19 protein-coding genes and 1 tRNA gene are annotated in these 19,221 nt (G+C 57.9%); 7 read left to right on the top strand and 13 right to left on the bottom strand.

What is annotated here, in order from left to right:
• Positions 1–131: 131 nt before the first annotated feature.
• The 4 genes from GC131_03795 to GC131_03810 all read right to left on the bottom strand — a co-directional run bounded on the left by GC131_03795 (position 132) and on the right by GC131_03810 (position 4,007).
• Positions 132–1,661, bottom strand: coding sequence for a PAS domain-containing protein (locus GC131_03795; protein ID MBI1273193.1), 1,530 nt, complete (start codon positions 1,659–1,661; stop codon positions 132–134).
• 492 nt (positions 1,662–2,153) lie between these two features.
• On the bottom strand, positions 2,154–2,699 hold the full coding sequence (locus tag GC131_03800; protein ID MBI1273194.1) for a hypothetical protein: 546 nt from the start codon (positions 2,697–2,699) through the stop codon (positions 2,154–2,156).
• A 133-nt stretch (positions 2,700–2,832) separates the two neighbouring features.
• Positions 2,833–2,909 (bottom strand) — tRNA-Pro (locus tag GC131_03805).
• A 72-nt stretch (positions 2,910–2,981) separates the two neighbouring features.
• Positions 2,982–4,007 carry a polyprenyl synthetase family protein gene (locus tag GC131_03810; protein ID MBI1273195.1) on the bottom strand — a complete coding sequence of 342 codons (1,026 nt, stop codon included), beginning with the start codon at positions 4,005–4,007 and terminating at the stop codon, positions 2,982–2,984.
• 62 nt (positions 4,008–4,069) lie between these two features.
• Between GC131_03810 and GC131_03815 the strand changes: the two genes are divergently transcribed.
• Positions 4,070–4,804, top strand: a complete 735-nt coding sequence (locus GC131_03815) for a methyltransferase (GenBank protein ID MBI1273196.1) — start codon at positions 4,070–4,072, stop codon at positions 4,802–4,804.
• Positions 4,801–6,144: a bifunctional UDP-N-acetylglucosamine diphosphorylase/glucosamine-1-phosphate N-acetyltransferase GlmU gene (gene glmU / locus GC131_03820; protein ID MBI1273197.1), complete on the top strand. Its 1,344-nt coding sequence runs from the start codon at positions 4,801–4,803 to the stop codon at positions 6,142–6,144. Before GC131_03815 ends, glmU begins: the two co-directional genes overlap by 4 nt.
• 19 nt (positions 6,145–6,163) lie before the next feature.
• On the opposite strand, the gene GC131_03825 is transcribed toward glmU, so the two are convergent.
• The gene (locus GC131_03825) at positions 6,164–7,522 is read right to left on the bottom strand and encodes a prephenate dehydrogenase/arogenate dehydrogenase family protein (GenBank protein MBI1273198.1); all 1,359 of its coding nucleotides are present in this window, start codon (positions 7,520–7,522) and stop codon (positions 6,164–6,166) included.
• A gap of 195 nt (positions 7,523–7,717) precedes the next feature.
• Here GC131_03825 and glmS point away from each other — a divergent pair, with 195 nt between their 5' ends.
• The 4 genes from glmS (at position 7,718) to GC131_03845 (ending at position 13,287) form a co-directional block, all read left to right on the top strand.
• Positions 7,718–9,544 carry a glutamine--fructose-6-phosphate transaminase (isomerizing) gene (glmS, locus tag GC131_03830; protein ID MBI1273199.1) on the top strand — a complete coding sequence of 609 codons (1,827 nt, stop codon included), beginning with the start codon at positions 7,718–7,720 and terminating at the stop codon, positions 9,542–9,544.
• A gap of 226 nt (positions 9,545–9,770) precedes the next feature.
• A complete protein-coding gene (locus GC131_03835; protein ID MBI1273200.1) occupies positions 9,771–11,141 on the top strand; it encodes a 3-deoxy-7-phosphoheptulonate synthase class II in 1,371 nt (456 codons plus the stop codon).
• Positions 11,142–11,216: 75 nt separating this feature from the next.
• Positions 11,217–11,591 carry a hypothetical protein gene (locus GC131_03840; GenBank protein MBI1273201.1) on the top strand — a complete coding sequence of 125 codons (375 nt, stop codon included), beginning with the start codon at positions 11,217–11,219 and terminating at the stop codon, positions 11,589–11,591.
• A gap of 19 nt (positions 11,592–11,610) precedes the next feature.
• Complete coding sequence (locus GC131_03845) at positions 11,611–13,287, top strand: NAD+ synthase (GenBank protein ID MBI1273202.1); 1,677 nt, start codon at positions 11,611–11,613, stop codon at positions 13,285–13,287.
• On the opposite strand, the gene GC131_03850 is transcribed toward GC131_03845, so the two are convergent.
• From GC131_03850 to GC131_03865, 4 genes are read right to left on the bottom strand one after another with little or no spacing between them, the layout of a single operon-like run.
• Complete coding sequence (locus GC131_03850) at positions 13,288–13,935, bottom strand: hypothetical protein (GenBank protein MBI1273203.1); 648 nt, start codon at positions 13,933–13,935, stop codon at positions 13,288–13,290.
• Positions 13,905–14,273 (bottom strand): hypothetical protein, encoded by a 369-nt coding sequence (locus GC131_03855; protein ID MBI1273204.1) that lies wholly within the window; start codon positions 14,271–14,273, stop codon positions 13,905–13,907. Before GC131_03855 ends, GC131_03850 begins: the two co-directional genes overlap by 31 nt.
• A 15-nt stretch (positions 14,274–14,288) precedes the next feature.
• Positions 14,289–14,528 carry a phosphoribosylformylglycinamidine synthase subunit PurS gene (gene purS / locus GC131_03860; GenBank protein ID MBI1273205.1) on the bottom strand — a complete coding sequence of 80 codons (240 nt, stop codon included), beginning with the start codon at positions 14,526–14,528 and terminating at the stop codon, positions 14,289–14,291.
• Between the two features lie 3 nt (positions 14,529–14,531).
• A complete protein-coding gene (locus GC131_03865; protein MBI1273206.1) occupies positions 14,532–15,290 on the bottom strand; it encodes a phosphoribosylaminoimidazolesuccinocarboxamide synthase in 759 nt (252 codons plus the stop codon).
• 201 nt (positions 15,291–15,491) lie between these two features.
• Between GC131_03865 and GC131_03870 the strand changes: the two genes are divergently transcribed.
• A complete protein-coding gene (locus tag GC131_03870; GenBank protein MBI1273207.1) occupies positions 15,492–15,815 on the top strand; it encodes a DUF1476 family protein in 324 nt (107 codons plus the stop codon).
• Between the two features lie 3 nt (positions 15,816–15,818).
• Here the strand turns inward: GC131_03870 and GC131_03875 are convergent, their stop codons facing one another.
• The 4 genes from GC131_03875 to map all read right to left on the bottom strand — a co-directional run bounded on the left by GC131_03875 (position 15,819) and on the right by map (position 19,220).
• The gene (locus GC131_03875) at positions 15,819–17,129 is read right to left on the bottom strand and encodes an adenylosuccinate lyase (protein ID MBI1273208.1); all 1,311 of its coding nucleotides are present in this window, start codon (positions 17,127–17,129) and stop codon (positions 15,819–15,821) included.
• A gap of 6 nt (positions 17,130–17,135) precedes the next feature.
• Positions 17,136–17,555, bottom strand: a complete 420-nt coding sequence (locus GC131_03880; GenBank protein ID MBI1273209.1) for a hypothetical protein — start codon at positions 17,553–17,555, stop codon at positions 17,136–17,138.
• A gap of 97 nt (positions 17,556–17,652) precedes the next feature.
• A complete protein-coding gene (gene radC, locus GC131_03885; GenBank protein ID MBI1273210.1) occupies positions 17,653–18,378 on the bottom strand; it encodes a DNA repair protein RadC in 726 nt (241 codons plus the stop codon).
• A complete protein-coding gene (gene map / locus GC131_03890) occupies positions 18,375–19,220 on the bottom strand; it encodes a type I methionyl aminopeptidase (protein ID MBI1273211.1) in 846 nt (281 codons plus the stop codon). The genes radC and map overlap by 4 nt, the downstream gene beginning before the upstream one ends.
• Position 19,221: the final 1 nt, after the last annotated feature.

The raw sequence follows: 19,221 nt of genomic DNA on the forward strand, positions 1-19,221 counted from the left end.
ATAAGCATCGGATATTACTTGAATATTAACCCATGTTGCTATTTCGCAACTGCAGCATAAACTTGCCGAATTACGGCAAATTTGTGTCTGTTAAGGGTAATATTATTACCGAACAACTGCTTGCCACCTGATCAGGTCAGTTCCTTAAGTTTTTTGAAACTGGCGATCAGCTTTTCCGCACCGCTAAGAAGCTGTGTTGCAATACTCCCGGTTTCGCTTGCAGCGCCCTGAACATGGGTGATGCTGCTCGAAACCTCGCTCGTGGCGACCGAAGCTTCCTGCACGTTTTTCGAGATTTCCTTGGTAGTGGCGCTTTGCTCCTCGATCGCTGCAGCGATAGTGGTGATGGATTCGCTCACGCTGGTGATGGCTTTTGTTACTTCTTCAATCGCCTTCACGGTATCCTGCGTGGTGGATTGGATCATCGATATCTGTTTGTCGATTTCTTCCGTGCTCTTGGTCGTCTGATTGGCAAGGTTCTTGACCTCAGACGCGACTACGGCAAAGCCCTTGCCGGCATCGCCTGCGCGCGCTGCTTCGATCGTGGCGTTCAGCGCCAGCAGATTGGTTTGCTCGGCGATCGCCTTAATGATTTCGGCCACGTCGCCAATTTCCTGCGAAGCCTTACCGAGCGTGCTGATATTCTTGTTCGCTATGTGAACTTTTTCGACTGCTTCCGTTGCCATTTGACGGGAACGGGCTGCCTGCGACGACACTTCCTGGATCGATGCGTCCATTTCCTCGGTGGCCGCGGCAACTGTCTGCACGTTGGCCGATGCTTCTTCCGAAGCGGCGGCAACCGATGTCGCCTGCGCGGTCGATTCTTCCGCGGCTGCGGCAAGCGATTGCGCAAGCCCGCTTAGCTCGTCCACAACGTCGCCGGTTGTCAGGACGTCCTTGAACAACATTTTCTGTTTCGTGATGTCGGTGGCGTATTTGACGACCTTGAACACCTTGCCCTTGTTATCGAAGATCGGGTTATAGGACGCGTTGATCCACACCTCCTTGCCGCCTTTGCCGAAGCGAAGGTATTCGGCCGCTTGATATTCCCCGGCGCGCAGCGTTTCCCAGAATTTCCTGTATTCTTCGCTTGCCACGAATTTGGGATCCGCAAACATGCTGTGGTGTTTGCCTTGCACTTCCGCGAGCGAATAACCCATTGCGCCCAGGAAATTTGCGTTTGCGGTAATGATTGTGCCGTCCGGTTCGAATTCGATTACGGCCTGTGATTTTTTGATGGCGTCCACTTGCCCGGCATTGTCGAGCAGGCTTGAATCGCTCCATTCGACGATGGTGCCGATGCGCTTGCCGCCATCATCGAACAGCGGGCTGGCGACAAGGCCGAACATAATGCCGCTTACCTTGATGCTGGTTTTGAAAGTGCCGGTAAGCTTGTCCAGCATTTGGCGCTGGTGAGCAGGGTTCTTGTGGAACACATCGATATTGGTGCCGATCAATGTGGCAACCTTGAAGTTCGGCAGGTCTTTCTGTAAATCCTTCTCCGCCACCGTCAAGAAGCTGATAAGTGCTTTGTTCACGTAAATGATGTTGTAGTCTGCGTCCGCCACCATAACGTTGGTGCTAAGGACATTAAGCGCGGCGAGTTGCGCCATTTTTGTGCTGTTTGCAGGGGAACGACCGAACATAACTTTTGTCTCCATTCATGGTTTTGGCGCCAAGCGCAGCGGGTAGGGCAGCAGGCGGGATAACGGAAACGCTACGCGGTAAACTATAAAGAGAGTGTAAACATGTGTAGATGCGCGCACAAATCTTATTGTGACACCGGCGCATGCGGGCGGCTGTACATGCTGCATTGCAATATAAGGCTCTTTGCTATGGCTTTGCGTTACAATTGTATTAGCCATTGAATACGATAATGGTTGCTGATGCGACCTGGTTGCATTCAAGGCGGCATGCTTGCGTTCAGCCGTTGCATCATGGGCTGCACCATGCGAGCGGACAAAAAGACTGGTTAGGAGGAGGGAGGTGGCTCGGTTGCTTGGCAATAGTGAGATGATGGTAGAGCAGGTTTACGGGAAGCATTCGCCTGATTATTTGAGGAGAGCGGTGGATGCCCTTAGTATCTCACAAGCCCATTATTCTGGCTTGAAGGCGCTGCCAAAGCCTACGAATGGCTGAATGGTATGAGATGGTTATTTATGGCGACGCTTTTTCTTTTCTGTTTTATGTTTCCGGCGACCCCTCTTATATTGACGTTCGTAAAAATACGTTCCGGCTTCATAGTCTTTAATGTTGCCTGATGATATGCCAAGGCGTTTCTTACGGGTATTAAACTCAAGCAAGAACCCAGCTGCGCGAATAAGTAATGTCTCAATCTCCCGTTCATGCTTTTTTTCAGAGACTACATAGAAGGAATAGTATTTGATCTCCAGTTTTTGAGCCTTAATTCGCGCCCTCAAACGATTAAATATGTTCCCGCGACCTATGTACCGCGCACATCCCATTGAATCATGGGCTATATATATTCCATCGAGACCATGCCCTTGCCGTTGCAAGTCCCTTTCAATCGTATCAAGGAAATAGACAGGAAGTTTTTCTCCAATCACTCTGAACAGATGACTTGTTTTTGGTGGGCGGCCTTTGCCGCGTTTTAATTCTCCGCGATGGATTTCCCATAGCTTGTTCTTAGAAACCTTGGCTTCGATTTTTTTTGATAGAGTTTGTTTTTTCTTTCCCATGTGATGAGCTTGGTCTTCTGAACGCTGTCGAGTCAAGCAAGGGGTTGGAAAAACCCCTATTAAACAGGAGCTAAAGTTATTACACCTGTAATAATTTTCTGGTCTTCACAAAAACCTAAGTCTCTGAAAAAACTGGTCGGAGAGAGAGGATTCGAACCTCCGGCCCCTGCCTCCCGAAGGCAGTGCTCTACCAGGCTGAGCTACTCTCCGATGCCGGTGAAGGGCGGTTATAGCGGGCCGGGCGGGCCGGTGCAACCGGCCTGTAAGCCGCTGCGGCAGCTTCTAAAATTCCCGCTCGATCGTGAAATCGATGATGTCGAGCAACGCGGATTTGACCGGTTGGTCGGGAAACAGGCCGAGCGCATCGCGGGCGATGGCGCCGTAATGGCGGGCGCGGTCCACGCAATCGTGCAGTGCCTTGTGGCGACCGAGCAGCGCCTGCGCCTGCATGAGATCGCCTTCCTGTTGTTCCTGCGCTTCCAGCGTGCGCTTCCAGAAGGCGCGTTCCGTCTTGGTGCCGCGATTGATTGCGAGGATGACAGGAAGCGTCACCTTGCCTTCGCGGAAATCGTCGCCGATGGTTTTGCCGAGCCGCGCTTGCTGCGCCGAATAATCGAGCATGTCATCGATGATCTGGAAGGCGATGCCAAGGTTAAGGCCGTAGGTGCGCAAGGCTTCTTCTTCGGCTGCAGGCCGCCCGGCCACAACCGCGCCGATACGGCAGGCGGCCGCGAACAGCTCGGCCGTTTTAGCGCGCACGACCTCAAGATAGGCCTGCTCGCTCGTGGCGCTGTCGTTCATGGTGCTGAGCTGCAGCACTTCGCCTTCGGCGATGATGGCCGAAGCGTTGGAGAGAATGCGCAACACATCGAGCGAACCGTCTTCGACCATAAGCTGGAACGCGCGGCTGAACAGAAAATCGCCGACAAGCACGCTCGGCTGGTTGCCGAAGATGGCATTGGCCGAAGGTTCGCCGCGGCGCAGCGCGCTTTCATCGACCACGTCGTCGTGCAACAGCGTGGCGGTATGGATGAATTCGACGCAAGCGGCCAGCTTTCTGTGCCGCTGCCCGTCATAGCCGCACAGCTTCGCGGTCGCCAAGGTCAGAACCGGGCGCAGCCGTTTGCCGCCGGCCGCAATAAGATGGCCCGCCAGCCTGGGGATAAGCGGAATGCCGCTATGCATGCGCTGGATGATAAGCTCGTTGCACCCGGCCAGATCGTCGGCGACAAGGCTTGTAAGCTCGTCAAGCGGCGTACGCGGATCTTTGCGCGGCTGCTGCGGGGAAAGCGGGATGACGGTTGCCATAAATTTGTCCTCAATCGGATGCTGGGGTAACTTAAAGCGGAATCTTAACCGGTGCAATTCCCATGGCCAAGCCACCCGCCGCCTTCACAAAGGATGAATTCCTTGGCGGCCGCATTACAGTTTGCCAGCCCGCGCAGGGCTACCGCGCGGCGGTGGATTCCGTGCTGCTGGCCGCTGCCGCACCCGCCAAGCCGGGGCAGACGGTGCTTGAGCTTGGCTGCGGCGCGGGCGTGGTGTTCATGTGCCTTGCGGCGCGCGTGGCGCGGCTGAAGGTAACGGGCGTCGATATTCAGCAAGATCTGGCCCAGCTCGCGCGGCAAAATGCGGCCGGAATCAGCAGCGGCGCCTGCAGGATCGCGAAGGCGGACGTTCGCCGCTTGCCCGCCAGCATACCGGCGGGCGGCTTCGACCATGTTTTTGCCAATCCGCCTTTCCATGACGCTGCCGGCCATTCGCCTTCACCACGCAAAAGCAAAAATATCGCCAATGCGGGCGACGATCTTGCGCCGTGGATCAAGGCGGCGCACGTGCGGCTGAAACATCGCGCTGTTTTCACGATCATTTTCCGCGCCGACAGGTTGGGCGAAGTTCTGGCGGCGATGGAAGGCAAATTCGGCGGCATCGAAGTTATTCCGTTGTGGCCGCGCGCAGGGCAGGCGGCCAGGCGCGTTATCGTGCGCGGCCGGAAGGATGCAAAAACGCCGCTTGTCATGCATCCGGGCATGGTTTTGCACGGCGCGGGAAGCGCCTTTACACCGGAAGCGGAGAATGTGCTACGCCATGCAGGATCGCTATGACGAAAGCAAGTAAACCAATCGCCTGCATCATCCTTGCCGCCGGGCAAGGCACGCGCATGCATTCCGCCACGCCCAAGGTTTTGCACCGCGTTGCGGGCAAGCCGATGTTGCAGCATGTGATTGCGGCCGCTGCGGGGCTGAAGCCGGAAAAAATCGTGATCGTGCTCGCGCCCGGCATGGATACGGTTGCAAAAACCGTTGCGCCACACGCCGTGGCGATACAGGAAAAAGCGCGCGGCACCGGCGATGCCGCCCGCGCCGCGAAACAGCTACTGAAAGGTTTCAAAGGCGATGTGCTCGTGCTGTTCGCTGATACGCCGCTGGTGACGACAGCTTCCCTGCAAAAACTTTGCCAGGCGCGCGATGCCGCGGGCGCCGCTGTGGCGGTCGCGGGGTTCCGGCCCGCCGATCCCGCTGCTTACGGGCGGCTAATATGCGGCGAAAGCGGCGCGTTGCTGCGGATCGTCGAAGCGCTCGATGCCGGCCCGGAAGAAAAAGCGGTGCGACTTTGCAATGGCGGGATCATGCTGTTTGCGGGCGAGCATGTCTGGCGGCTGATCGAGGCAATAGGCAGCGAAAACGCCAAGCAGGAATACTATATGACGGACGCGATTGCGCTGGCGAACGAGGCCGGGTTATCATGTGCTATGGCGGAATTCCCTGTCGATGAAGTGATGGGGATCAACAACCGCGTGGATTTGGCGGAGGCCGAACGTCTGATGCAGGAAAGTTTGCGCAAAAAAGCAATGGAGCAGGGCGTGACCCTGACCGATCCGCAAACCGTCTATCTTTCTGCCGACACGAAATTCGGCCGCGATGTGACTGTTGGCCCGAACGTGTATTTCGGCCCCGGCGTTACGGTTGGCAACAATGTCGAGATCAGGCCGTTTTGCCATCTTGAAGGCGCGGTCGTCAGTGATGGCGCCGTGATTGGCCCGTTCGCGCGGTTGCGCCCGGGCGCCACGATCGGCGCTGATGCGCATATCGGCAATTTCGTCGAGATCAAGAATTCCGAAATCGGCACCGGCGCCAAGATCAACCATCTTTCCTATATCGGCGATGCCGAGGTTGGCGGGAAGGCGAATATCGGCGCGGGCACCATCACCTGCAACTATGATGGTTTCAGGAAACATAAAACGGTTGTGGGCGATGGCGCATTTATTGGTTCCAACACCGCGCTGGTCGCGCCCGTCGAGGTCGGCGGCGGCGCTTTTGTGGGCGCGGGCAGCGTGATAACCGAAAACGTTCCCGCCGATACGCTGGCGGTCGCGCGCGGGCGACAGGTGAACCTTGAAAACTGGGCCACGCGCTTCCGCGACGCCAAGAAAGATACCAAGTAAGAAGGGTTTCTGAAGGATATCAGCTCTTCAGTGCGGTATCTGCCGAGAACTGAGGTTTTGTTTCAGGATATGACGGCTTCATCAATATGGCTTTACGGGTTTCCCGCGCGGTATCGATGAAACGGCATATCGCCTTGTTGTCATTCCTTTTGATCGCGTCGATCAGGATGTCGAGCTTCTCGATGTACTGCGATACCATTGCAGGAAGCTGTGTGCCGTATTGGGCTAAAAGAGCTTGCACGGCGCCCGGATCGATGCCGATAGGCGCCATACCATCTTTCAAGCTGGGGTTTGCGATAGGGGCAATCGGCTGACCTGTGATGGTTTCGGTGTGCCGTGCATTCATGGCGATGGCGGTGCTGATCAGGGAAGCAAAGGCGCTGCCTGCCAAATCCTCATGGGCTCCCGAATATAAAGAGGCGCGTAGCGGGTTTCCGCCGCGGTCACCCAACACTTGCCTGGCATACGAATGTGCAACATCAATGATGCCCTTCAGCTTGTTGAAACCAAGCCAGCGACCTACGGTCCGCCACAGAGAAGTTTCATCTTCGGCGATCTTGGCGATTTGCCTGAGGGTATGTTTGAAGCTCTCGGCGGAACGCAAAATATTGGCGCGGTTTTCGGTGAATATGGCGCGCCACATTTCCGTGCCCGCATCGGCTATGCGGGTCATGCCGCGCTGTCCGTGAACCCATCCACCAATATCCGCACCTTCGCCGTCTTTAAAAAAATCGGTCTGGATCAGTGCAAACATCAACGCATGCTGAAGATGGGATGTAACGCCAAGCGTTCTGTCATGCGCATCCGCAGCCATTTCATGCACATCGGCGCCAAGCGAACGCCAGAAACCGGCAACGAAGTTGTGGGCCTGCGGGTTGGCGCCCGGTATCAACGCGACCGGCTTGCCTTGAAACAAGGTGGCGCCTTCGCGTGAATCCGGGGAAGCGCTTAACGGCCCGGAACCGGCATTCCCATTGAGCGGGTGCGCGGGAACGTAAGCGTTCTGCAGCCCGGCTTCCTGCAACGCGGCGTTTATATTCCGTATCGATGCCTCTTTAACGGACCCAACATCCGTTATGATGGTTGAGGGGGAAAGATATGCCCGCAGGGATTTTATGGCGTTGCCGAACTGGCTTATCGGCGTCGCGAGGATTGTGAGGTCTGAATCGGTGACCGCGTCGGGCGTGGTCGTAAACGTAATACCGCTTCCATCAACCCCCGCGCGATTGAGCGCTCGCGCGAAATCATTTTTAAGACGGGCATCCTGTTCAATGACGGCAATTGCGGCATGCGGATACTGTCTGCGTACCGCCATAACAAGGGATGTGCCGACTTGTCCGCCGCCAACAATTGTAATCTTTTTAATGTCTTCAACCATGTGCCCGGCCTTTAAAAAATCGGCATAATAATATCATATGCGTTTGAAAGTATTTGGCGCATGTTAACCATGCGTGCAAGGACGTATTTTTCTTGTTTTGTAACATGTTGTCACCATTGTTGATCCTGTGCCGGCTTGCCAGCCATGGGCAAATCAGACAGAAATGATCCCGGCCCCATTCGCGGAGTTGTTTTCATGTGCGGCATCGTAGGTATTTTGGCGCAGCGCCCTGTTGCGGGCCTTCTGGTCGAAGGCTTGCGGCGGCTGGAATATCGCGGCTATGACAGCGCCGGTATCGCCACATTGGTCAACGGCCATATCGGCCGCGCCCGCGCCGAAGGCAAGCTCAACAACCTTGCGGACAAGCTGGAAAAGACGCCGCTTGCCGGTACGGTCGGCATCGGGCACACGCGCTGGGCCACGCATGGCCGCCCGACCGAGGAAAACGCGCACCCGCACGCGACCGACCGGGTTGCGCTCGTGCACAACGGGATTATCGAAAACTACCGCGAGTTGCGCGACGAGCTGGCGGCCAAGCAGCATCGCTTCGTGTCCGACACCGATACGGAGACGGTCGCGCATCTGATCACCGATTATCTTGTGCAAGGCATGACGCCGCAGGAAGCGACGGCGGCGGCGCTGAAGCGGCTTGAAGGCGCCTTCGCGCTCGGGATCGTTTTTGCGGGCCATAAGGATTTGCTGATCGGCGCGCGGCGCGGCAGCCCGCTCGCGGTCGGCTATGGCAGCGAAAACGATGAAATGTATCTCGGGTCCGATGCCATGGCGCTCGCGCCGCTGACGCAGCGCATCAGTTATATGGAAGAGGGGGACTGGGTCGAGCTGCACCCCGGCAAGGCGATCGTGCATGATTGCGACGATAAAATCGTTGAACGCAAGATCATGCAAACCGCACTTTCAGGCGCCGTTGTGGGCAAGGGGCAGTACCGCCACTTCATGCTCAAGGAAATATTCGAGCAACCGGCGGTGATCGGCGATACCGTGCATGCGCTGGTGACGGCGGACAACAAGCTTTCGCTGCCCGCCATGCCGTTCGATTGGAAAGATATTCCGCGCCTTACCATCATCGGCTGCGGCACCGCCTATTATGCCGGCAAGGTCGCCAAATACTGGTTCGAGCAAATCGCCCGCCTGCCGACCGAAATCGATATCGCGTCGGAATTCCGCTACCGCGAAGCCTTGCTCGCGCCGGGCGGCGTGACGGTCGCCATTACGCAATCAGGCGAAACCGCCGATACGCTCGCGGCACTGAATTTCGCCAAGAAGGAAAACCAGAAGATCCTTTCCATCGTCAACGTGCCGCACAGCACGATCGCGCGGCAATCCGATATCGTGGTGCCCACACTGGCGGGGCCGGAAATCGGCGTCGCGTCCACCAAGGCGTTCACGACCCAGCTTACGGTGCTGCTGTGTCTTGCCATTGGTGCGGCGCAGGCGCGCGGCGCGATAACACCCGAACGCGCCACGGCGCTATTGCGGGGCCTGCGCGAGATGCCCGCCAAGGTGAACGAGATTTTGCAGCATCACGACAAGCTGCAGCAGTTCGCGCACGAGCTGGCGGAGGCGCACGATGTGCTTTATCTGGGCCGCGGGCCGCTTTACCCCATCGCGCTCGAGGGCGCGCTGAAGTTGAAAGAAGTTTCCTATATCCATGCCGAAGGCTATGCGTCAGGCGAAATGAAGCACGGGCCCATTGCGTTGATCGATGAAAGCGTGCCGATTGTGATGATGGCGCCGAAGGATGCGCTGTTTGAAAAGACCGTTTCCAATCTTGAAGAAGTGCGGGCGCGCGGCGCCAGGACGCTAGTGTTTGGCGACAAGGCGGCGATGGACAGGCTGGCGGGAAAATCAAACTGGTCATTGACCCTGCCGGATTGCGATGCGGCGCTGATGCCCATTCTGTATTCCATCCCTATGCAGCTGCTTGCCTATTACACGGCGGTGGCAAAGGGCACGGATGTGGACCAGCCCCGTAATCTCGCGAAAAGCGTGACGGTGGAGTAGGCGCAAGCAACATGATTGTTGCTTCTGGCACGCTTGCTTGCTAAGATAAATCCATGAAAACGCAGCTCCTTTCAACCACCCTGACCAGCCAAGCCCTTGGCGGTTATGGCTATTTTGCGTTTAGCTGGTTCCGGTAGCCCCGGAAACATAGAGCTTTTTATCCCCCCTGAAATTTGTTCTAACCATATGCCGGCATCGTTCGGCAGCTAACCGATATGTGTGTGCGATGACAAAAACATGGACCCCCGAAGGCTGGCGCGCGAAGCCGGTCAAGCAAATGCCGGTTTATGCGGATGAAGCGAAGCTGAAAGCCGCCGAATCGCGGATGGCAAAAATGCCGCCGCTGGTTTTTGCCGGCGAAGCGCGCCGTCTGAAAAAATCGCTCGCGGATGTATCGCAGGGCAAGGCTTTCCTGTTCATGGGCGGCGATTGCGCCGAAAGCTTCGCCGAATTCGAAGCCAACAACATCCGCGATATGTTCCGCGTGATTTTGCAGATGGCTGTCGTGCTCGCTTTCGGCGGCGCGACGCGGGTGGTCAAGGTCGGCCGCGTGGCGGGGCAGTTCGCCAAGCCGCGCTCGGAACCGAATGAAACCCGTGATGGCGTGACGTTGCCCAGCTACCGCGGCGATATTATCAACGGTATGGAATTCACCGCCGCCGCGCGCGAACCGGACCCGGACCGCATGCTGCAGGTGTATAATCAGGCCGCGTCCACCCTGAACTTGCTGCGCGCCTTCGCGCAGGGCGGCTATGCCAACCTGCACGAAGTGCACCGGTGGAACATGACCTTCGTGGGGCAGAGCGAGCAATCAAAGCGTTATGAGAACCTGGCCGAGCGCATCGACGAGGCGCTGGCCTTCATGGCGGCCTGCAATATAACGGGGGAAACGGTGGCCGAGATCCGGGAGACGGATTTCTTCACCGCGCATGAAGCGCTTTTGCTGCCATACGAGCAGGCGCTCACCCGCGTCGATAGCACAACCGACCAATGGTACAGCGTTTCGGCGCATATGCTCTGGATCGGCGATCGCACGCGCGATCTTGACGGTGCGCATGTGGAATATATGCGCGGTATCAAAAACCCGATCGGTCTGAAATGCGGACCTTCGACCGACCCGGCCGATTTGCTGAAGCTGATCGAGGTGCTTGACCCGGAAAACGAACCCGGCCGTTTGACGCTGATCAGCCGCATGGGTTCGGATAAAATCGCCGACAAGCTGCCGCCGCTTTTGCGCGCGGTGAAGAAAGCGGGACGTGCCGCGATTTGGTGCAGCGACCCGATGCACGGCAACACCATGACAACCAAAAGCGGCTACAAGACCCGCGATTTCAACCGCATCGTGGACGAGGTTAAAAGCTTCCTTTCCATATGCCGGGCCGAGGGGGTTTATCCGGGCGGCGTGCATCTGGAGATGACGGGGCAGCATGTGACCGAATGTATCGGCGGTGCCGGGGCGATTTCGGAACAGGGGCTGAACGAACGCTACAACACGCACTGCGATCCGCGGCTGAACGCGCATCAGGCGCTCGAACTGGCCTTTTTGATAGCGGAACATCTAAAGCAGCTGCGCAAGGTAAACGTCGCGGCCGCCTAGGCGAAACGGCGCTTGCCAGCGCCGTCTATGTCGCGCAAAATGCCTTTCTGCTTCATACCAGCGGCGGAGGCTATTATGGTTAAATCAGCGACGGCATTTTGCACAATTCTGGCGGGCGTGATCCTGCTTGCGGGCCCGGCAGCGGCAGGCAGCATGAATTACGCGAACGGGCAAGGCGTGTGGCAATCAAGCAATTGCCGCAAACCCGGCACCGCAGCCGGCATCGGCGGTCCCGCAGAAATCCCGGCCAACGATCTGAATGCCCAGATCATCCATCACAACGCGGCGGTTGCCGAAATGGCCGATTACATGCGTTGCCTGAGCGACGAGGCCAGCAATGACGCGCGGGCCGCGGCCGAAATCATCACCAATGCCGCCGCACAGGAAATCCAGAAGACCCAAAGCGCGATGAGCCTGAAGGCCCAGCAGCTGAAGCAAGAATCCGAATAAGGTTGCTTGCAGGAACATTATGGCGACTGACCGGCTGACGATTGCACTGGCGCAAATTAACCTTTCGGTCGGCGATATAGAAGGCAACCGTGAAACCATTCGTGCCTTCCGCCGCAAGGCGGCGGAAGCGGGCGCTGATCTTGTGCTGTTTCCCGAACTGGCGATCAGCGGCTACCCACCTGAAGATCTTGTGCTGCGCCGCGGATATCAAAAGGGATGCCGTATCGCGATCGAAGAGCTTGCAGCCGATACCAAGGAAGGCCCTGCCATGGTTGTCGGCATGCCGTGGGTCATGACCGGCCAGCTTTACAATGCTGTCGCGCTGCTGGACGAGGGGGAGATCAAGGCGGTCGTGACCAAACGCGATCTGCCCAATTACGGGCCGTTCGACGAAAAGCGGGTGTTCGCTTCCGGCATGATGCCGGAGCCCGTGATGTTCAGGGGCATCAAGCTCGGGATCGTCATTTGCGAAGATATGTGGAAGCCCTATGCCTGCGGCCACACTGCAAAAATGGGCGCAGAAATGCTGCTGGCCATCAATGGCAGCCCGTATGAAATGAACAAATTCGCCGTGCGGCACAAGCTCGCGCGCGCACGCGTTTTTGAAACCGGTTTGCCGCTCGCCTACATCAACCAGATATGCGGGCAGGACGAGCTGGTGTTTGACGGCGGCTCGTTCATTTACGACACCGAAGGCGTCTGCAAGGCGCAGGGTCCGTTGTGGCGTGAACATCTGATGATCACGAAGTGGGAACGCACAAAGGCAGGCTGGCAGCCGCAGGAAGGCGAAAAACTGGCCGACACCGATTTCAGCAACAGTTTTCAGGGCCCCGAAGCCGTGTATCAGGCCATGATACTTGGCTTGCGCGATTATGTAGAAAAGAACGGGTTTCCCGGCGTTCTGCTCGGGCTTTCCGGGGGCATAGACAGCGCGCTTGCGGCTGCGGTTGCGGTCGATGCGCTGGGGCCGGATAAAGTCTGGACCGTGATGCTGCCTTCGCCCTTTACATCGGAAGACAGCCTTGAAGACGCGCAGGCGACCGCGAATTGCCTCGGCTGCCGTTACGACGTGCTGCCGATCAGCAATGTCATGCAGGTGCTGGAACAAAGCCTTGCCGAAACCTTTACCGGCAAGCAGCGCGATACGACCGAGGAAAACCTGCAATCCCGCATTCGCGGGCTGGCGCTGATGGCGCTTTCCAACAAATTCGGCTGGATGCTGCTCGCGACCGGCAACAAATCCGAACTATCAACCGGCTACGCTACGCTGTACGGCGATATGTGCGGCGGCTATGCGGTGTTGAAGGATGTGTATAAAGCGACCGTTACGGCGGTGGCCAAATGGCGCAACGAGAACAGGCCGGAAGGCGCGCGCGGCCCCGCCGGGGCGGTGATGCCTGCGCGCGTGATCAGCAAGCCGCCAACGGCGGAGTTGAAGCCAAACCAGACCGACCAAGATACATTGCCGCCCTATGACGTGCTTGATGACATATTGAAGGGGCTTGTTGAGCTGGACCAGAGCGTTGACGATATCGTCGCACGCGGGCATCAGCGGGAAATCGTTGTTAAGGTCTGGCACATGCTGGACAAGGCGGAATATAAACGCCGGCAGGCGCCGCCCGGGGTCAAGCTTTCCACGCGCGCCTTCGGCAAAGACAGGCGCTACCCCATAACAAACAAATATCGCGGACGCTAACTAGTTTTGCCGCAACGCCTGCATTTCCACGCTCAGCGTAATGGCGTCGCCGAAGCGGCTTGCGGTTTCCTTATACGGGTCCGTCATGCCGTAATCGGCGCGCTTGAAAGCGCCGCGCAGCGACAGGCCGGCGGCATAGCCTTCGCCGCCCCAGAAGCCGCCGCCATAGGGCGTACTACCGGTACGGTTCAGGGTCGCTTCAAACGTGAAGGGCTTGCGCGTGCCGCGCACCGCCAGTTCGCCTTCAATTTTCGCTTTCCCGTCTGTGAAGGTCGCGGGCTTGAGCTGGATGAAGCTGATTTCGGAATATTCCCGTGCCGCAAGCTGGTCGGTGCCGGTTAGCGCCGCCGCATGTTCGGGGTTGCCGGTCACGAGGCTGCCGCTTTCGATCGCGAGCCGCAGGCCGCTGATGCTTTTGTCGTCTTCGTCGAATTTGAAGCTGGCGGTGGAACGGCCAAACACGCCCGTGATATTGGCAAAGCCGAGTTCGCTAACCTGCAGGGATGCATTGCTTTGTTGCGGCGGCACGAAGAAGGATGCCGTTTTTGCCGCCGCCGGCACCGTATAAAGGGCGAAGAATAAAAGGGCGGCAACGAGCGCGCGGCCGCGGGGCATGGTTATTCCCATGTGCCGGGAACGAATACCCATCCGAACTTACGCTTTTCCCACCTGTCGCCGGACCAAATGGCCGAAGGCACCGGCTTGGGGATGTATTCGCCGGGCACCCAGATGAAATCCAGTCCGTTCCAATCCCAATAGCCGCGACGCCAGGCAACCAGCCACGGATCGGTCGGTGGCCAGGGCTTGATCTCGACCTGCGGCATGGGCGGAGGGGTGGGGGCCATGCGGGCGAAGCTCGGGGCGGCTGTCTGCTGCGCGTTTTCGGTGCCCATCACGGTGGTATCGCCGCCCGGGCCGGCGCTGCAGGCAGCGAGCGCGCAGCAGAGTGGCAGCGCAAGGAATAACCGTTTGGATGCGTGTTTCATGGCTGATCCGGGCAGTTATATGATGGTGACACGGTAATCTTCGATCACCATGTTGGCGAGCAGTTTTTCGGCCATGCTTTTCGCGGCCGCTTCCGCCTTGGCGGGGTCCTTTTCATCCATTTCCAGCTCAATCACCTTGCCGGCGCGTACATCGCCAAGCCCCTTGAAACCGAGGCCCTGCAGCGCGTGGCCGATAGCCTTGCCCTGCGGATCGAGCACACCGTCCTTGAGCATTACGTCAACGCGTACCTTCATACCCTAATTCCCCTGTCCGGCGGTTCCGTTTGCCGTTTCCGGCAATATGCCGAGCCGCCGCGCGACTTCCTGATAACCTTCTTCGACCTTGCCAAGGTCGCAGCGGAAGCGATCCTTGTCCAGTTTTTCGTTGGTCTTGGAATCCCAAAGGCGGCAATTATCCGGGCTGATTTCGTCGGCAAGGATGATGCGCATATCGCCGGTTTCCTCGAAGAAACGGCCGAATTCGAGCTTGAAATCCACCAGTTTGAGCCCGACGCCGAGAAACAGGCCCGAAAGGTAATCATTGACGCGCAGGCTAAGCGCCATGATTTCATCAAGTTCCTGCGGAGCGGCCCAGCCGAATGCGGTGATGTGTTCTTCCGATACCATCGGGTTACCGAGCTCATCTTTCTTGTGATAAAATTCGATGATCGAACGGGGAAGCTGCGTGCCTTCGGGTATGCCAAAACGCCGCGCCAGCGAACCGGCGGCGATATTGCGGACAACGATATCAATCGGAATAATTTCAACCTGCCGGACAAGTTGTTCGCGCATGTTAAGGCGACGCATGAAGTGCGTGGGCACGCCGATCTCGCTCAGCTTGACCATCAGATACTCGGATATGCGGTTGTTTAGCACGCCCTTGCCGGTGATGGTGCCGCGCTTCTGGTTGTTAAAGGCGGTGGCGTCATCCTTGAAATATTGCACGATGGTGCCGGGCTCGGGCCCTTCAAACAGGACCTTGGCTTTGCCTTCATAGATGCGGCGGCGGCGTGACATGCGGAAATTCATAATCTGGGCTGAAAACATTGCTTCTCTGTATGACAGGGCAATTGTCTAAGGCACTGAAACAGCTATAGCAAGACGGGGGCTGCGGCACAATCATTCCTCCGGCCCGTGTATGGGGCTGTGGATAATTTTATATCTTGCGCCAAAGCCTTGGTTTGCTATGACCTTGCTGGCATTCACAAAGGGGGCAGGATGACCGGGCTTGATGATCGCCAGAAGGCTTTTGAGAACAAGTTCAAGCATGACGAGGAAGTGACCTTCAAGGTCATGACCCGGCGTGCCCGGCTGCTTGGTATGTGGGCGGCAGAGCAAATGGGCATGACCGGCAGCGATGCTTCCGACTATGCCAAGACGGTTGTCATGGCGGATATGGAAGAGGCGGGCCATGCTGATCTGATTCGCAAAATCAAAGGCGATTTTACCGATCGCGATCTCGATTTCAGCGATCATCGCATCGAAAAGAAGATGGAAGAATTTCTTTCCATCGCCAAGCAGCAGGTTATGGACGGGAAATAATCCCTAGGCCTTCTGTACCCGCTGCCAGATCATTTTGGCGTGGCGGATATAGGATTTCTCATCGAAGCAGGCCGCCAGCGCCTTGGCGCCGACCAGCTTTTTGATCTTTGCGTCTTTTTCCACCTGTTCGCGGAAACTTGCGGGCTTGCCGGCGCCAAGCCTGTCCCATACGGCCATCGCGTTTTTCTGTACCAGCCGGTAGGCATCTTCCCGGCTCATGCCCGCTTGCGTCAGCGCCAACAGCACGCGCTGCGAGAAATGCAGGCCGCCGGTCGCCTGTAAATTCGCCTTGATGCGCGCCGGGTAGATCACGAGGCCTTTGATGAGGCCCGTGAGGCGCACAAGCGCGAAATCGAGCGCGATAGTGGTATCGGGGCCGATGACACGTTCGACCGCCGAATGGGAAATATCGCGCTCATGCCACAGCGCGACGTTTTCAAGCGCGGGCGTAACGGCGGCGCGCACGATGCGCGCGAGGCCCGTAAGGTTTTCCGACAAAATCGGGTTGCGCTTGTGTGGCATGGCGCTGGAACCTTTTTGGCCCTTGGCAAAGGGTTCTTCGGCTTCCCGCACTTCGCTGCGCTGCAGATGCCGCACCTCGGTCGCGAAGTTTTCCATCGTGCTGGCGATCACGCCGAGCGTCGCGAAAAACATAGCATGCCGGTCGCGGGGGATAACCTGGGTTGAAATCGGCTCGATGGCGAGCCCGAGCTTTTTCGCCACATGGGCTTCGACCCGCGGATCGATGGTGGCAAAGGTGCCGACGGGCCCTGAAATGGCGCAGGTCGCGATTTCATCGCGTGCGGCCGCAAGGCGCTGGCGGGCGCGTTTGAAGGCGGCGTAATGGGTCGCGAGCTTGAGGCCGAAGCTGGTCGGTTCGGCATGGATGCCGTGGCTGCGGCCGATGGTGAGCGTGCCGATCTGTTCGTTCACGCGCTTCTTTAGCGCCGCGAGCACGGCATCAAGATCCTTGAGCAGCAAATCGCTGGCCTGCATGAGCTGGACGGCGAAGGCGGTATCGAGGATATCGCTCGAGGTCATGCCCTGATGCACGAAACGCGCGTCCGGGCCTACATATTCAGCAAGGTTTGTGAGGAAGGCCAGCACATCGTGCCGGGTTTCCTTTTCGATTTCGTCAACCCGCGCAAGCTTCCACTTGCCTTTTTTCCACACATTGGCGGCGGCGGCTTTCGGGATAACGCCAAGCGCCCCCTGCGCATCGCAAGCGTGGGCTTCGATTTCGAACCAGATGCGGAGCCTGTTTTCCGGGTCCCAAATGCGCGCCATTTCGGCGCGGCTGTAGCGCGGTATCATGGCCGCCTAGAACACATAGGCCGCGCAAACGGCGCCGCCGCCCGCCACCGGCATGCGGCCCGAACATTGCGTGACCTCCCAGCCGCGCGTGCGCATGCATTCGGCCACGATCAGGCTTGGTTTTTGCATGCACTGGCCTTTTTCTTCGGCCGCGGTCACGCCGGTTTCAACCATGCGTTGCTTGTCGGGCTGAAATTCGATCAGCTCGTGCTGCGGGATGTTGGTGGGGAAGATGCCGCAATTGCACTGCGACAGATCGAATTCGAGCTTCCTTTGCGCCTTGTCGAGCGGGAGCATGATGTTCGGTTCGCTGATCGGGCGCCAGAATTCGGCAACGCGGTTGTTGCCGCAAGCCGAAAGCAATGCCATGACAGAAATCGCGGCAACCATGAGCAGAGCGGGAAGCAGGCGGAAAGTGCGGGTCATGATCAAAACAGCTCCGTGGCACAGAATCTGCCTGACATAATTGGCGATTTTCCATTAAAGCGCAACAGGTTAAACGCAGCGCCCGGCAAGGCCGCTTTTACATGATTCCAAGCGTCTTGAAGCTGACAACCTTGCCGTGGCCGATGATCAGGTGGTCGTGCACCGTGATATCGAGCGGTTTGCAGGCGGCGATGACCGCCCGGGTCATGTCGATATCGGCCTGGCTTGGGGTTGGGTCGCCGCTCGGGTGATTATGGACAAGCACAATGGCCCCCGCGCCAAGCTCCAGCGCCCGCTGCACGATTTCACGGGGATAAACCGGGGTGTGGTCGATCGTGCCGCGCTGATGAACTTCGTCATCCAGCAGATTGTTGCGCCGGTCGAGGAATAGAAGCCGTAACTGTTCCTTGTTTTCGTGGGCCATGGCGGCCTGGCAGTAATCGACGATGCTTTGCCATGAGTTGAGCAGGGGCTTGTTGACCAGCTGCTGTTTTTGCCCCCGTAGCGCGATAGCGCCCGCGACCGCAATGATGCCGATCGCCGAATCGCCCAGCCCGGCGTCGCGCAGACGCTGTGCGGGCGCATGAACGATATGCCATAAATCCTTGAACTCATTTAAAAGCTCTTTGGCCAAAGGTTTGACGTCGCGGCGCGGAATGGCGGCGCCGAGCAGCAGTTCGAGCAACTCGTAATCCTGCAGCGAATCCGGCCCGTTGCCGAACAGCCGTTCGCGCAGCCGCTGCCGGTGGCCGAGCCAGTGCGGTGATTCTGCGGTAATTTTGTCTTGCCGGGCTTCGGAAAGTTTCCGGGGCTTGGCGGTCATGTTGCTGCGGGGCTATAGGGCGGGTGGTGGAAGCCTGCGGGGGAGAGGGTAAAAATTTCATAGCCGGTTTCGGTGACGCCGATGCTGTGCTCGAACTGGGCCGAAAGGGATTTGTCTTTCGTGACGGCGGTCCAGCCATCGTTCAGAACCTTCACCTCGAAGCGCCCGGCGTTCACCATGGGCTCGACCGTAAAAATCATGCCCGGTTTCAGCACCGTGCCTTGCCCCGGTCTGCCATAATGCAGGACAGAAGGCGGCATGTGGAAGACCTGCCCGAGCCCGTGGCCGCAAAAATCGCGCACGACGGAAAAACGGTTTTCTTCGACAAAGCTTTGTATCGCATAGCCGATATCGCCGAGCGTTGCACCGGGCTTCACGGCGTTGATGCCGCGCATCAGAGCTTCGTAGGTGATATCAACGAGACGGCGGGCCTTCAGGCTGATCTGATCGCCCACAAAGAACATGCGGCTGGTGTCGCCATGCCAGCTGTCAAGGATAACGGTGATGTCGATGTTGACGATATCGCCTTCATCCAGCGTCTTTTCGCCGGGGATGCCGTGGCAAACCACGTGATTCGGGGAAATACAGGTCGCCTTGGGAAAGCCGCGATAGTTCAGTGGCGCGGGGATCGCGTTATGGTCGCGGATAAAGGTTTCGCATAAACGGTCGAGCTCGCCCGTGACGGCGCCCGGCTTCACGAAGGGCGTGATGTAATCAAGCACCTCGGCGGCCAGCCGGCCCGCCTTGTGCATGGCGGCAAACGCTTCCGGGGGGTGGATTTTTATGGATGCGCCGGATTCGTCTTCGTAATCGGCTGCCGGCTTGGTGCTGGTTTCCTGCATT

The organism is Alphaproteobacteria bacterium (assembly GCA_016124955.1).
Taxonomy (GTDB): Bacteria; Pseudomonadota; Alphaproteobacteria; order UBA9219; family RFNS01; genus RI-461.

Coding starts and splice junctions, on each gene's coding strand:
- GC131_03855 (MBI1273204.1), bottom strand. CDS start 14,273: ATGAAACACGCATCCAAACGGTTATTCCTTGCGCTGCCACTCTGCTGC.
- GC131_03865 (MBI1273206.1), bottom strand. CDS start 15,290: ATGTCACGCCGCCGCCGCATCTATGAAGGCAAAGCCAAGGTCCTGTTT.
- GC131_03815 (MBI1273196.1), top strand. CDS start 4,070: ATGGCCAAGCCACCCGCCGCCTTCACAAAGGATGAATTCCTTGGCGGC.
- GC131_03870 (MBI1273207.1), top strand. CDS start 15,492: ATGACCGGGCTTGATGATCGCCAGAAGGCTTTTGAGAACAAGTTCAAG.
- map (MBI1273211.1), bottom strand. CDS start 19,220: ATGCAGGAAACCAGCACCAAGCCGGCAGCCGATTACGAAGACGAATCC.
- radC (MBI1273210.1), bottom strand. CDS start 18,378: ATGACCGCCAAGCCCCGGAAACTTTCCGAAGCCCGGCAAGACAAAATT.
- glmU (MBI1273197.1), top strand. CDS start 4,801: ATGACGAAAGCAAGTAAACCAATCGCCTGCATCATCCTTGCCGCCGGG.
- glmS (MBI1273199.1), top strand. CDS start 7,718: ATGTGCGGCATCGTAGGTATTTTGGCGCAGCGCCCTGTTGCGGGCCTT.
- GC131_03840 (MBI1273201.1), top strand. CDS start 11,217: ATGGTTAAATCAGCGACGGCATTTTGCACAATTCTGGCGGGCGTGATC.
- GC131_03800 (MBI1273194.1), bottom strand. CDS start 2,699: ATGGGAAAGAAAAAACAAACTCTATCAAAAAAAATCGAAGCCAAGGTT.
- GC131_03835 (MBI1273200.1), top strand. CDS start 9,771: ATGACAAAAACATGGACCCCCGAAGGCTGGCGCGCGAAGCCGGTCAAG.
- GC131_03810 (MBI1273195.1), bottom strand. CDS start 4,007: ATGGCAACCGTCATCCCGCTTTCCCCGCAGCAGCCGCGCAAAGATCCG.
- GC131_03845 (MBI1273202.1), top strand. CDS start 11,611: ATGGCGACTGACCGGCTGACGATTGCACTGGCGCAAATTAACCTTTCG.
- GC131_03795 (MBI1273193.1), bottom strand. CDS start 1,661: ATGGAGACAAAAGTTATGTTCGGTCGTTCCCCTGCAAACAGCACAAAA.
- GC131_03850 (MBI1273203.1), bottom strand. CDS start 13,935: ATGGGTATTCGTTCCCGGCACATGGGAATAACCATGCCCCGCGGCCGC.
- purS (MBI1273205.1), bottom strand. CDS start 14,528: ATGAAGGTACGCGTTGACGTAATGCTCAAGGACGGTGTGCTCGATCCG.
- GC131_03825 (MBI1273198.1), bottom strand. CDS start 7,522: ATGGTTGAAGACATTAAAAAGATTACAATTGTTGGCGGCGGACAAGTC.
- GC131_03875 (MBI1273208.1), bottom strand. CDS start 17,129: ATGATACCGCGCTACAGCCGCGCCGAAATGGCGCGCATTTGGGACCCG.
- GC131_03880 (MBI1273209.1), bottom strand. CDS start 17,555: ATGACCCGCACTTTCCGCCTGCTTCCCGCTCTGCTCATGGTTGCCGCG.